The 15360-nt window shown below is 47.4% G+C and carries 4 protein-coding genes; all 4 read left to right on the top strand.

The genetic code is table 11. From position 1 onward, the window contains the following. Window positions 1-11 precede the first annotated feature (11 nt). The 4 genes from AC6I2O_RS00415 (at window position 12) to ileS (ending at window position 15241) form a co-directional block, all read left to right on the top strand. The gene (locus tag AC6I2O_RS00415) at window positions 12-1199 is read left to right on the top strand and encodes an AfsR/SARP family transcriptional regulator (RefSeq protein ID WP_497741499.1); all 1188 of its coding nucleotides are present in this window, start codon (window positions 12-14) and stop codon (window positions 1197-1199) included. A 20-nt stretch (window positions 1200-1219) separates the two neighbouring features. Continuing rightward, window positions 1220-1657: a hypothetical protein gene (locus AC6I2O_RS00420; RefSeq protein WP_497741500.1), complete on the top strand. Its 438-nt coding sequence runs from the start codon at window positions 1220-1222 to the stop codon at window positions 1655-1657. 85 nt (window positions 1658-1742) lie between these two features. After that, entirely contained in the window at window positions 1743-11582 is a 9840-nt protein-coding gene (locus AC6I2O_RS00425) for a Cna B-type domain-containing protein (RefSeq protein ID WP_497741501.1), read from the top strand. A gap of 497 nt (window positions 11583-12079) precedes the next feature. Then, on the top strand, window positions 12080-15241 hold the full coding sequence (ileS, locus tag AC6I2O_RS00430; protein WP_497742482.1) for an isoleucine--tRNA ligase: 3162 nt from the start codon (window positions 12080-12082) through the stop codon (window positions 15239-15241). The last annotated feature ends 119 nt before the right edge of the window (window positions 15242-15360 follow it).

The following is a 15360-nucleotide window of genomic DNA, read 5'->3' on the forward strand; positions in this document are numbered from 1 at the left end:
GATGAGGACATATGAAAAAAGTGAAAATGCAGTTATTTGGAAGTCTTCTGCTGAGTTGTGACAGTGGTAACCTGGGGGAAGAAAAACTTCGTTCCAACAAACTGACACGTCTTTTAGCATATCTTCTGATTCACCGGGGCAGTGCGTTGACACATCATCAGTTGATTGAGGTGTTTTGGGAAGATGCCGGTAAAAATCCGGAAGGGGCTTTGAAAAATATGATGTACCGGGTTCGAAACGAGCTTAAGGCGCTTGGAAAGGAAAAGTTTATCTGTACAGTGCCGGGGGCTTACCGCTGGAATCCTGAGATTGAGGTGGAAACTGATTATGAAGCTTTTGAGCAGATGGTAGCTAAGCTTCGCGCAACAGTCGACCAGCAAGAGCAGGAAACGCTGTGCCGCAGCATCATTGCCGGATATAAAAACAATATTACGGCAAAGATTGCGGATGAATCTTGGATATTGCCGAAGGTGATCTGGTATCAGTCTGCGTATCTGGATGCAGTCAAACAGTTATGTACCATACTGGGACCAGAAGAACGCTGGAGTGAAGTGGAAATGATATGCCATCATGCATTGCAGGTAGATGCTCTGGATGAGGATATTCATTGTTATCTGATTCGCAGTCTGAGTGGACAGAAAAAGTACGATCTGGCACTTACACAGTACGAAAAGGCAAGCCGGCTGTTTTATGAAAATATGGGAATCCAAAATCCGGAAAAGCTTCAGGTGGTATTTAGTCAAATAACGACAGAAACAGGGGAACAAAGGACAGATATCGGGAAATTTCTGGAGGAGGCAGGCGAACAGATTGGAATGCAGGGCGCTTTTTTCTGTGATTACCAGATTTTCCGTCAGATTTATCAGATGGAGATGAGACGTATTAATCGCCTTGGGATTGCTGAGTTCATTATACTTTTTACGCTTCGGAGAAAGTATCGAATCCAAACTGGTGAAAAGATAGATCACGGAATGATTGAAGGGATGAATATTCTTGAGAGGGTAGTTCGTGCTTCTCTGCGAATGGGAGATGTGGCAGCAAAGTATAGCCCGATACAGGTGGCGGTGCTCCTGCCTATTTGTACGTATGAAGCAGGCGTCCAGGTGGCAGATCGGATCTGCAATAATTTCCGGGAGAGTATCGGGAAACGGAGACTGGAATTGCTGTATGAACTCGCAGAGCTTTCGCCTTCTGGATAGAAAATGGAAAGGAACGATATATGCAGCAAGAAAAGATAGATGGCAGAGTATATCCGATGAATGCGATCCGAGTCTGTATCGACGAAGAAAACGGAGATCTGAAAGGCAGGATATACAGCAAAATGAGTGCAAAGCCGTTAAGGTTCCGCAATTGTACAGAAATGTTTCTCATTGCAGATCAGCTGTTTGACGAATGTGGATATCCACAGACGTTTCAGGAAAAGAGGAGCTTTCAGGATGAAACGAGCACGGCACATTATGCACGGCCGAAAGTGCGCCGGGAGGATGAGGAGGTTATGAAACAGTGCGGTGTATGTCGCACGGTTGATATTCTGGTCCGCAGCCGTAGAAGAGCGGGGTGGCAGGGCGTTTTGAGCTGTGAAGATGCACGGCCTCCGATGGAGTTTCAAAGCGAGATGGAATTGTTGAAATACCTTGCTATGGCACGAAAGACATAGATAGGAGTATGAGAATCCGTAAAAGAGTCTGAGAAAATGTAGGGTTGTTTTTAGATTTGAATTTGAGGAATGGGAGGAACAGATAATGAAGAAAAGACCTGAATGGAGAAAGGCGCTATCGGTAATGCTTGCAGTTTCGATGATGCTGCAAAGCTGTACTGTGGTTTCTGCCGGGGAAACTGAGGCTGAGATTATCGTAGAGCACGAAGGGCAATCATCAGGAAATAAGGAAACAGAATCAAAGAAATCGGATTTTCCGGAGATCAGTATTGAATCGGTTACGACTGAATCAAACATCGAAGGAGAAGATATAACAAAGTCAGAAGCACAGAAGGATGCTGTTTTTACAGTGACCTTTGATGCGCATTCTGCAGATCATGGCGTGATTCGTGTGGGCAAAACGGACTTGAATGAAGATGCCCTTTCTTCCTATAAAAAAGAGGTTAAGGGTAACGGAAAATATACGTTCCAGGTAACTGCCGCCGACGGCTATATAGTGGACCGGGTGACGGCAGATAATCAGGAGATACCCAGGGTAGCTGATAAAACGGATACGTATGAAATAGCGGCGGTTGAGAGGGACACAGTAATCGCAGTTACGTATAAGGAGCGAGAGAGTCAGGAGACAAATGATACGGTACAGGGATTTCAGCGTGCAGCACTGACGGTTGGACAGCAGTCCTACATTATGGGTCAGGAAGGAAGTGAGCACACATGGGATATTCTGGATGAAACGATAATATCTGTCGTAAGTACAGATGGAGCGCTCGCAGAACTGAAGGCCAATGCAGAAGGAATCGTATATATTGCACATTCTTATGTGGCAAACGGCGAGAGTGATATACGGATGGAAACCTTTGAGGTGACGGTTACGGCAGCCGGGCAGTCAGCGACGGAAGCACCAGAAACAGAGAGTGTTGAGGAGCCAGAAGCACCGGAAACAGAGAATGGTGAGGAGCCAGAAGCGCCGGAAACAGAGAGTGTTGAGGAGCCAGAAGCGCCGGAAACAGAAAATGGTGAGGAGCCAGAAGCGCCGGAAACAGAGAGTGTTGAGGAGCCAGAAGCGCCGGAAACAGAAATGACCGAAGCACAGGCAGACATGGTAGAACATGCGGTGGCATTTGAAGTGTCAGAGGGAGCTGTTGTTACGGTAGATGGTGTGGATGCAACTAATACAATAGCAGTGGCAAAGAATGGAGCCATTGAGTTTACAGTAATTGCAGACGAGGGCTATGAGGTTACGGATGTTTTGGTTGAAGGAACCGGAAAAGCCGGGCTCAATCAGGCGACCAGGGAGAACGATAATTATATTATAGAAGGAATCCTGACGGATGACACTGTGGTGCGTGTAAAAACGCAGGCAGTGATTTCGGAAGCAGAGGGGCAGGATGGCATAAAGAAAGCAGCGGCAAGATCTGCTCTTGCACCGATAGCAGCAGAGGCCGGAATTATGGCGGCAGCTGACAACGCAGAGACCATTGTGATTGGTGAGACGCAGAAGCTTTATGGGACTACGGACGGGAACAGTCATGAATGGACAACCGGAGATAGTAATATAGCTGTTGTTTCAGGAAGCGGAAGTACCGGAACGGTACAAGGAATAAACGCAGGGACAGTTACAATCACACATAGGTATAATAAAGGAAAAAAATGGACGAGTGAAACTTTCCAGGTAACAGTAGTGGGAACTGAGTATACCTTGACATTTCACGCGAATGGCGGTTCAAATGCTCCTTCCGCAATAACAGTAGCGTACGATGCAGAAAACAAGGAGGTCATTCTTCCGGATCAGGGAAGTATGAGACGCGATGGCTATACATTTATGGGCTGGGGAGAAACGGAAAAGTCCGGTATGGCAAATCAGTCGAATGGCGGGGATGTGACAATTTATCCTGCCGGATATACGTGGCTGATTGAGGAAAATAAGACGCTGTATGCAGTCTGGGCTCAGAAAAACAGAGAGGCATATTATTTTGTAAGGTTGGATGGAAACATTCCGGACGAACCGGGAAATTATGGAGCAAGTGATTATACGGATGAGTTAGAAAGCATGAAAGGAATTGTCAAATATGACACTTTTTATGCTGATACAATTAATGGCGTAAATGACCATCTTGGAACAATTCCGAGCACCAGGGCTATCCGCGAAGCTTGCAATGCGAAGGCTAGTAAGATTCGTTTTGGAGATGGAAGCGGTTATATTCCATGTCAGACGGATAGTGAATTTGAAGAAAAGTATTATGTGCTTTGGTATGTAATTAAGCAGAGTATTCATGTTGACGGTGTATTGCTGAAGAAGAATTTGTATAATGTGATCTATAATCCAAATGCTCTGGAAGGCCAATATACAGGAACGGTTCCAATCGGAGCACAGTATGCGCAGGGAATAAGGGTTACTGTTTCTGGCACAGATTTGAAAAGAGATGGCTATACATTTTTAGGCTGGTCAAGGGATCCGTATGCATCAGAACCTGAGTATGTGCAAGGGAATACGTTCGCGATGCCAGGAGAAAACGTTGTTCTGTATGCAGTCTGGAGACCAAATAATAATACGGCTTACAAGGTGGAGTATTATTATCAGAAGGAAGACGGGAGTTATCCGGACCAAGCGACGCTGACAAGTAGTATGCGTTACGGGGTAACAGATCGGACGGCACGTGTGACGGGTGCAGATAAGACGCCGGATGCGGCTTATCCGAATTATACAGAGGACAGTACAAATGACAAGAAGATTTATGAAGCTATCGTAAAAGCGGATGGAAGTACTGTGCTGAAGGTATATTTTAAACGTCAGATCAATATAGCAGGTACAAAAACATGGATTGCTCCGGTGGGCAGCGAGCATCCGGAGATTGTCATTTATCTGTTGAGGGATGGCAAAAAAATTCAGGAGGTTTCTCTTGCGGGACAGACAGAATACTCTTTCGGGAAGTTTGATCAGTTTGATGAAGAGGGAAATCCGTATGATTATGCGGTTGAAGAAGCTGCAGTAAACGGCTATACAACGACGTATCAGGGATACAATATCACAAATACAATTGTACAGGATCACAGTATTGTGGTAAGCGGAACAAAGACTTGGGTAGTCCCGGCAGACACGGAGGTTCCGTCCATCACAATCAATCTTTTGAGAGATGGAGTGCAAATTGATTCTGTGACACTGGAACCAGGAACCACAGAATATACGTTCTCGAATCTTCCGAAGTATGCTCTGGATAACGGGGGAGACGGTCATGTATATGAGTATACGGTAGAAGAAAAAGCTGTAGCGGGTTATACAAGTGTTCAAAACGGCAACAATTTTACAAATACGATCGCACAGGATAACAGCGTATCGGTAAGCGGAACGAAGACGTGGATTGATCCGGTTGGAACGAAACATCCGGAAATCACAATTTATCTGCTGCAAGACGGTAAAAGGGTAGCTTCGACGACACTTGCAGACGGCGAGACGGAGTATACCTTTGAGAACCTTGAGAAGTATGATTTAATCGACGGTCATGTATATCAGTACACGGTGGAGGAAACGCCGGTAGAAGGCTATGCTTCTGTCCGAGATGGTTATGACTTTACAAATACAATCAATCAGGACAATACGGTAAGCGTAAGCGGAATCAAGACATGGATAGCGCCGGGAGGAACGGAATATCCGGAGATTACGATCAATCTGCTTCAGGATGGTGTGAAGATCGACAGTCAGACCCTTGCAGACGGAACAACGAGCTATGCGTTTACAGAGCTTGAGCGGTACGATCTGGAAGACGGGCACGCGTATGAATACACTGTGGAAGAAGAAGCGGTAGAAGGTTATACGAGTGTACAGAGCGGAAATAATTTCACAAACACGATTGCCCAGGATACCAGCGTAGTGGTAAGCGGAACGAAGACATGGATTGATCCGGAAGGAACGGTTCATCCGACGATTACGGTGACACTGCTGCAAGACGGTGAGGCAATTGACAGCCGTCAGCTTGCGGATGGAACGACAGAGTATACGTTTGAAAACCTTGACAAGTATGATCTGAGCGACGGTCATGTATATCGTTATACTGTGAGAGAGGAAGCGGTAGAGGGATATACGAGTGTACAAAACGGATACGATTTTACAAATACAATTGCGCAGGATACCAGCGTAATTGTAAGCGGAACAAAGACCTGGATCGACCCGGTAGGAACAGTACATCCGACGATCACAATCAATCTGCTCCGTGACGGCAAGAAAATTGACAGCAGGGAACTTGCGCACGGAACAACGGAATATCGTTTTGAGAATCTTGATAAGTATGATTTGACGGACGGTCATGTATATGTATATACGGTGGAAGAAGAACCGGTAGAAGGTTATTCCCGTAGACAGAACGGAACAGATTTTGTGAATACAATTGCGCAGGATATCAGCGTATCAGTGAGCGGAACGAAGACGTGGATTGCACCGGAAGGCATGGAACATCCGGAAATCACAATCCGCCTGCTTCGTGATGGCAAAGAGGTAGATGCTGTTACACTTGCAAATGGTGAGACAAAATATGCATTTGAAAACCTTCCGAAGTATGATCTGAGGGATGGTCATGTATATGTGTACCGTGTGAAAGAGGACCCGGTAGCAGGTTATACAGGCACGCAGAGCGAAAATGATTTCACGAATACGATCGCCCAGGATAGCAGCGTATCGGTAAGCGGAACGAAGACGTGGATTGATCCGGAAGGAACGGTTCACCCGGATATTACAATCAACCTGCTTTGCGACGGCGAGAAATTAGATTCTGTTACACTGAAAGACGGAACGACTGATTATGCATTTACAGGACTTGACAAATATGACTTAAGTGACGGCCATGTATATGAGTATACAGTAGAAGAGGAAGCCGTAGCGGGTTATACAAGTACACAGAACGGAACTCATTTCACAAACACGATTACGCAGGATAAGAGCGTATCGGTAAGCGGAACGAAGACGTGGATTGATCCGGTTGGCACGGAACATCCGGAAATCACGATATATCTGCTTCGTGACGGTGAGAGAGTTGCTACGACGACAATTGCAGACGGCGAGACAGGGTATGTATTTGAAAACCTTGATAAGTATGATCTGACGGATGGTCATGTATATCAGTATACCGTGGAGGAAGCGCCGGTAGAAGGCTATGCTTCTGTCCGAGATGGTTATGACTTTACAAATACAATCAATCAGGACAATACGGTAAGCGTAAGCGGAATCAAGACGTGGATAGCGCCGGAAGGAACGGAATATCCGGAGATTACGATCAATCTGCTTCAGGATGGTGTGAAGATCGACAGTCAGACCCTTGCAGACGGAACAACGAGCTATGCGTTTACAGAGCTTGAGCGTTACGATCTGGAAGACGGGCATGCGTATGAATACACTGTGGAAGAAGAAGCGGTAGAAGGTTATACAAGTGTACAGAACGGAAATAATTTCACAAACACGATTGCACAGGATAAGAGCGTATCGGTAAGCGGAACGAAAACGTGGATTGATCCGGAAGGAACGGTTCATCCCACGATTACGGTGACACTGCTGCAAGACGGTGAGGCAATTGACAGCCGCCAGCTTGCGGACGGAACGACAGAGTATACGTTTGAAAACCTTGACAAGTACGATCTGAGCGACGGTCATGTATATCGTTATACTGTAAGAGAGGAAGCGGTAGAGGGATATACGAGTGTACAAAACGGAAATGATTTTACAAACACAATTGTACAGGATATGAGCGTATCAGTAAGCGGAACGAAAATCTGGATCGACCCGGTAGGAACGGAGCATCCGGAGATTACGATCAATCTGCTTCGCGACGGTGTACCGTACGATATGAAGACGCTGCAGAACGGACAGACGGGTTACTCTTTTACGGGTCTTCCGAAATATGATCTGAACGATGGCCATGTATATGAATATACGGTGGAAGAGGAAGACGTAGAGGGTTATACGGGTACACAAACCGGAAACGACTTTACAAATACTATCGCGCAGGATCACAGTGTTGTGGTAAGCGGAACGAAGACGTGGATTGATCCGGAAGGAACAGAGCATCCGGAGATTACATTTACGCTGCTGCGAGACGGCGTGGAGGTCGGAACAACAACGCTTACAGACGGTGAGACAGAGTATGTATTTGAAAATCTTCCAAAATATGACTTGACCGACGGTCATGTATATCACTATACGGTAAGAGAAGAGCCGGTAGAGGGATATACGAGCGCACAGAGCGGAAACAATTTCACAAACACAATCGCACAGGATAAGCGTGTGAGTGTGAGCGGAACGAAGACGTGGATTGACCCGGTAGGAACGGTACATCCGAACATTACGGTCAATTTGCTGCGGGACGGCGTGGAGATTGCGAGCCGCACGCTTGCAGACGGCGAGACAGCGTATACATTTGAAAACCTTGATAAGTACGATTTAACGGACGGCCATGTATACGAGTATGCAGTGGAAGAGGAAGCGGTAGAAGGCTATACCAGTGCCCAAAATGGAACTGACATTACGAACACGATTGTACAGGATAACAGTGTATCAATTAGTGGTATAAAAACCTGGGTTGACCCGGCTGGCACGGTTCATCCGGAGATTACCATTCAACTTCTCCGTGATGGAGAGGTGATACAGCGCCTGACGCTTGCAGATGGCGAGACAGAATATGCGTTTGACAGACTGCCGAAATATGATTTAACGGATGGCCATGTGTATGAATATACGGTGGAAGAAGTGTCGGCAGAAGGTTATACCGGAACGCAGGATGGAAATGATATTACGAACACCATCAATCAGGATTACAGCGTAGTCGTAAGCGGAACGAAGACCTGGAATATGCTCGAGGGTGAGACGTACCCGGCGATTACAGTCAACCTGCTCCGTGATGGCGTGATGGTCGACAGCCAGGTACTGGAAAACGGTGCGGCATCGTATACGTTTGAAAACCTTCCGAAGTATGCAGTAGGAACGGTTGACGGCTATACGGGCGCATACGATGGTCATGCATTTGTCTATACGGTAACTGAAAATGACGTACCGGGCTACACGAAAACGCAAGATGGTACAGCATTGACGAACACGGCAGAGACCACTTCAGTAGAGGTTACAAAGAGCTGGCAGGATGGAGAAGGAAATGCACTGGCTGAGGAATTGATTCCAGAGGAACTTACGGTAACGCTGCTTCGTCAGGGCGTGGCATATGGGGAGCCGGTGGTGCTGAACGATGCAAATGGATGGAGTTATCGTATCGAAGGTCTTCCGACGCATGATGAGACAGGAGCACCGTACAGTTATTCCGTAAGAGAAACGCAGATCGAAGGTTTCACAGGAACAGAAACCGTACAGGCGACCTTAAAGACGGCAGAGATCACAGAAGGCTATGAAGCAGCGCTTGTCAATGTAAGGAGTGATGAAACACCAGTTGAGCCGACAAAGACGCATACCGCTCCGAAGATTCAGGTAGAAGGAACGACGCAGATGGTAGAGGTCGGAGAGACCGTTACGTATGCAATTACGTATTATAATCACAATAATACGGCGGCTGATGTGACGATCACTGATACACTTCCGACAGGACTGGAATATGTGGAATCAGATCCGGAAGCAGAGGTTTCCGGTCAGACAGTCACATGGACGTTTGAACAGGTAGCTCCATTTACAGGCGGTACGGTAAATGTGACGGCCAGAGTGACGCAGGAAGCTCTGACGGCGGCTAATCCGGTTCTTGATAACCGGGCCGAAATCACATTGGGAGATGCACGGCAGGAGACGAATACAGACAGCGTAACTGTATATCATCCGGAGTGGACAGTTGATAAGACTGTAAGCGGAATGACAGGCGCAATGGGTGAGAATGGCGTACAGAGTGCACGCGTGGGTGATGAACTGACGTATCTTGTAACAATTGCGAATACGGGAAATGTAACGATCACCAAGCCGGTAACAGATGTCTTTCTGATTGACGGCGAAGAGGCGAGTCCGCAGCTGCATCCGACAGAAGAAAGCCAGGGCATTTATGAAAATGGAAGCATTACTCTTGCACCGGGCGAGACAGCGATTCTGATGTCTGTCTATACGGTAAAAGCAACGGATAACCAGTTGCTCAATACAGTGCGTGCAGGAAGCGAGCCGGAAGATCCGGAGAAGCAGGTACCGACCGATGTGGAGGACAATCCGGACTGGACGGTTGAAAAACAGCTCGTAAATGAAGGAACCGGAGCAAACAATGCATTTGTACTTGGTGAAACCGCACAGTTTGATATCACGATAACCAATACCGGTAATACAAAGCTTGAAAACCTTACGGTAAGCGAGATCGCGGGGGCTGTATTTGCAGAAGATCCGGAAGGACGTTATACGGTTGATGCACAGACGAATACAGCGATTGTGACACTGGAGGAACAGGAAGCCGTTACGATTCGTGCAGAATATACGGTCGGAGAGGCTGACCTGAACCGGACAGATCTGGAAAACGTTGCGACAGCAACGCTCGGGGAGAAAGAAGTTCCGAGCAATCCAGTTCCGTTTATACCGGAGGAGCGCAATCCGCGGCTTGAGGTTACGAAGACAGTCACCTCAGTACCGGCAGCGGCAGACGGAAAATATGTGGTTGGAGAAGAAATCACGTATCAGGTAACGGTACGCAATACCGGTAACTTGACAATGCAGGATCTCGATGTACTTGACACTCTGACCAGACCGGAAAATAATGGTACAGTCGTACCAAGTGGCTTTGAGGATGTGCTGGCGGCATTTGAAAATGCAATCCTTGCACCGAACGAAGAAGTAACCGTGACGTATTCTTATATTGTGACAGAGCAGGATCTGGGCGGTGAACTTGTGAATGCAGTTACGGCATCCGGTGCGCCCGCAGTACCGAATCCTGATCCGGAAAGACCGGACCCGAACCCGGGGAATGAGGACGAAGTGCCGGTTGTCACTGAGGATCCGTCAGACAGCAGCATTGTTGTGACAAAGCAGCTCACGGATGCGTTTGAAAATCCTGTTACAGTTGGCGCAGCAACCTTCTACGTATCACTGTTTGAAGATGAAGCGCTGACGAGACGTGTAGGGGATGTCAGAGCAATCAATTTTACAGACACACAGGCAACCTCTGGCGTAACCTTTGACGGACTGCAGCGTGGCGTATACTACGTGGCAGAGACAGATGCGCAGGGTAATGTGCTCAGGGCAAATATAGAGCACGAAGGCGGACTGTTCTCACCGGCTTATGCGAACGGACAGCAGGTTACGATTGCGCAGAACGGAGCAAACGCCGCGTTTGAATTCTCGAATCAGTTCCTTGTTCTGCCGAGCGGTTACTACGCATACGTAACGAACCTTGCGATTACCAAACGCGTACGCAGCAGCCAGGGCAGGGCACAGAAATCAAACGAGACCTTCTATGCAGGTGTGTTCTTGGATGAGGCGCATACAAGGCTTGCGACGGAAGACGATGGCGTCAGCCAGAGCATTGTTCCGATCAGCATGTCAGGGAATGCCGAGGCAACCGTAAACATTGAGGTTGCAAATCCACAAGAAGGACAGAGAAGTTTCTATATTACCGAGGTATCCGCAGACGGAACACCGGTGGAGCAGATCGCGAACTTTGCATATGACTGGGAAGTAGAAAATGAGATAGTTACTGTAGAGAGCGATACGACAGATGCTTCTGTGACAATCACGAACACTGTGGTGGAACAGGATGAAGCGTATACCGACACTGTGATCGAAAATTCGTCTGAAAACACTGAGCAGAATGGACAGAAAGTGGAAAGCGCCGGAATGGCAAAGATGAATACAAAGAGCGTAAAAACAGGAGATGAAACACCGATCTTTGGATTTGCGCTGCTGCTGACAGCATCAGCACTGATACTGTTGATTCTTGAGGAAAGACGAAGAAGACGCAGATCAGGAAACAATCAGTAAAACGAAATAAGCAAAAAAAGGCCCGGCCCGCAGGAACAAATAAGGAACCTGCGGGCCGGGCTTTTTGGGGATTCTTGTTTTGTATATATTTAAAATAAGGTATTGGACGGAGGGTATTCTATAAATATTTTTCAACTACTTTTTCCGGGATACCATATTTTTCAGCTTCGAATCCATGCGCCGACTGGCATGGGTTTCTGTTTTTATTTTACCATGTCTGTCAGAGCCGTACAAATAAAATATATATAAACCATAAGCGGATTTTCAGCAGAATAGCGGAGCATATAAATATCTGTCGTTTTTCCACGAAAAAAATACGCAACTTCCTGTATTTTCAACGATTCGTAAATTGACAATAGAAGCGGTGGTGGGCTATAATTATATGATACGTGTATGCCCGGAGCCGCGGGATGGTTCCGGCAGCCGGATTTGTGATGTATGAATATACTATTCGGTATAATAGAAACGATCCGATTATTTAAAGGAGGCAGACGATGCTGTACGATAAGGTACCTACCAGTCTGAATTTTGTCGAACGTGAAAAGCAGACGGAAAAGTTCTGGAAAGAGAACAAAATTTTTGAAAAAAGTATGGAACAGCGGGAAGGCTGTGAGACCTACACATTTTATGACGGTCCGCCGACCGCGAACGGCAAGCCGCATATCGGTCATGTGTTGACCCGCGTGATTAAAGATATGATTCCGCGTTACCAGACCATGAAGGGAAAAATCGTTCCGAGAAAGGCCGGATGGGATACGCATGGGCTTCCGGTGGAACTGGAAGTGGAAAAGCTGCTTGGTCTCGATGGCAAGGAGCAGATTGAAGAGTACGGTCTGATTCCGTTTATTGATAAATGTAAAGAAAGTGTCTGGAAATACAAGGGTATGTGGGAGGACTTCTCCGGTACAGTTGGTTTCTGGGCAGATATGGATGATCCGTATGTGACATATCATGATGATTATATTGAGTCCGAATGGTGGGCCTTAAAAGAAATCTGGAACAAGCAGCTGCTTTATAAGGGCTTTAAGGTTGTTCCATACTGTCCGCGCTGCGGGACACCGCTTTCTGCCCAGGAAGTAGCGCAGGGGTACAAGACGGTGAAGGAGCGTTCTGCGATTGTACGCTTTAAGGCAGTTGGCGAGGATGCGTATTTCCTGGCGTGGACGACGACGCCCTGGACACTTCCGTCGAACGTCGGCCTCTGTGTTAATCCGGAGGATACGTACTGCAAGGTGAAGGCAGCTGACGGTTACACCTACTATATGGCACAGGAGCTCCTGGATAAGGTTCTGGGCCGTCTGGGAGATGAGGAAAAGGGAATTCCGGCTTATGAAGTCCTGGAAACTTATAAAGGAAAAGATCTGGAATACAGAGAGTATGAGCCGCTGTTTGCATGCGCCGATGAGGTTGCGGCAAAACAGAGAAAGAAAGGCCATTTTGTGACATGTGACGGTTACGTTACGATGTCAGACGGTACCGGTATCGTTCATATCGCTCCGGCCTTCGGTGAGGACGACGGACGTGTGGGACGCAAATATGACCTCCCGTTTGTACAGTTTGTAGACGGCAAAGGAAATATGACAGAGGATACACCGTATGCGGGCCTGTTCGTTAAGGATGCGGACAAGCCGATTCTGGTTGATCTGGAAAAAGAAGGCAAGCTGTACGACGCGCCGAAGTTTGAGCATGAGTATCCGCACTGCTGGCGCTGTGATACGCCGCTGATCTATTATGCGCGTGAATCCTGGTTTATCAAAATGACAGAGGTCAGAGATGATCTGATCGCAAACAACAACACCATCAACTGGATTCCGGAGAGCATCGGCAAGGGACGTTTCGGCGACTGGCTGGAGAATGTGCAGGACTGGGGTATTTCAAGAAACCGTTACTGGGGTACTCCGCTGAATATCTGGGAGTGCGAGGACTGCGGTCATATGCATTCCATCGGAAGCCGCCAGGAGCTCTTTGAGATGAGCGGTAACGAGGCAGCAAAGACGGTGGAGCTGCATCGTCCGTATATTGACGAGATTACGATCAAATGTCCGCATTGCGGCAAAACAATGCACCGCGTGCCAGAAGTAATTGACTGCTGGTTTGATTCCGGGGCAATGCCGTTTGCACAGTATCATTATCCATTTGAAAATAAAGAATATTTTGAGGCGCATTTCCCGGCGCAGTTTATTTCCGAGGCAGTCGATCAGACAAGAGGGTGGTTCTATTCCCTGCTTGCAGAGTCAACGCTTCTGTTTAACAAAGCGCCGTATGAGAATGTAATCGTCCTTGGCCACGTGCAGGATGAGAACGGCCAGAAAATGAGTAAATCCAAAGGAAATGCAGTGGACCCGTTTGATGCGCTTGAGACGTACGGAGCCGATGCGATCCGCTGGTATTTCTATATCAACAGCGCGCCGTGGCTGCCGAACCGTTTCCACGGGAAGGCTGTGCAGGAGGGCCAGCGTAAGTTCATGGGAACTTTGTGGAATACGTACGCATTCTTTGTGCTGTATGCCAACATTGACAATTTCAATCCGATGAACTATACCCTGGATTATGAGCAGCTCCCGGTGATGGATAAGTGGCTGCTTTCCAAGATGTATACCATGATTCAGACAGTAGATGCCGATCTCGGCAATTATAAGATTCCGGAGGCGGCGAGAGCGCTGCAGGAATTTGTGGATGACATGAGTAACTGGTACGTCAGAAGAAGCCGTGAGCGTTTCTGGGCAAAGGGCATGGAGCAGGATAAGATCAATGCTTACATGACGCTGTATACAGCACTCGTTAATGTGTGTAAGGCGGCAGCGCCGATGGTTCCGTTTATGACAGAGGACATTTACCGCAATATCGTCTGCACTGTTGATGCATCCGCACCGGAGAGTATTCATCTGTGTGATTTCCCGGTTGTGGATGAGACACGCATTGATAAAGAACTTGAGCAGGATATGGACGAGGTGCTGAAGGTGGTTGTGATGGGCCGTGCTTGCAGAAACACTGCCAATATCAAAAACCGTCAGCCGGTTGCGCAGATGTTTATCAAAGCGCCGCATGCACTTCCGGAGTACTTTGTGGAAATTATCCGTGATGAGCTGAATGTAAAGAACGTGGAATTTACGCAGGATGTTAGTGCGTATACTTCTTATAATTTCAAGCCGCAGCTCAAGACCGTGGGACCAAAGTACGGCAAGCTGCTCGGCAAGATTCGCCAGGCGCTTCCGGAGCTGGACGGCAATGCGGCCATGGCTGATTTAAAGACAAACGGCGTTCTGAAGCTGGTGTTTGACGGCGAGGAGGTGCTTCTGACGCCGGAAGACCTGCTGATTGAGACGGCACAGGCAGAAGGATATATCTCTGAGAATAATGGAGATATTTCGGTTGTCCTGAGTACGGTTCTGACACCGGAACTGATTGAAGAGGGATTTGTGCGCGAGCTGATCAGCAAGATTCAGACCATGCGTAAAGAGGCAGGCTTTGAAGTTATGGATAAAATCCGCGTATCGGTAAAAGATAATGAAAAGATTCAGACTGTGATGCAGAAGTTTGAAAAAGAGATTCAGACAGACGTTATGGCAGATGAAATTGTATACGAAACGAGCGTCGGATATAGCAAAGAATGGAGCATCAACGGAGAAGCAGTAACGCTTGGCGTTGAGAAGCTGTAACAGACCGCACCATAGACTTCAAAGCGTGGAGCAGAGATCAGGGTATCGTTTTTTTGCAGGTAAAATCAGTTATTAAGATCATACATCCGGCTGGTGAGGGGTTGCCAGCCGGATGCCTT

This window comes from Blautia sp. St.27G3 (assembly GCF_059728505.1).

Bases quoted from the DNA above. Each gene is read 5' to 3' on its own strand.
- AC6I2O_RS00415 (WP_497741499.1), top strand. From the start codon at position 12: ATGAAAAAAGTGAAAATGCAGTTATTTGGAAGTCTTCTGCTGAGTTGT.
- AC6I2O_RS00420 (WP_497741500.1), top strand. From the start codon at position 1,220: ATGCAGCAAGAAAAGATAGATGGCAGAGTATATCCGATGAATGCGATC.
- AC6I2O_RS00425 (WP_497741501.1), top strand. From the start codon at position 1,743: ATGAAGAAAAGACCTGAATGGAGAAAGGCGCTATCGGTAATGCTTGCA.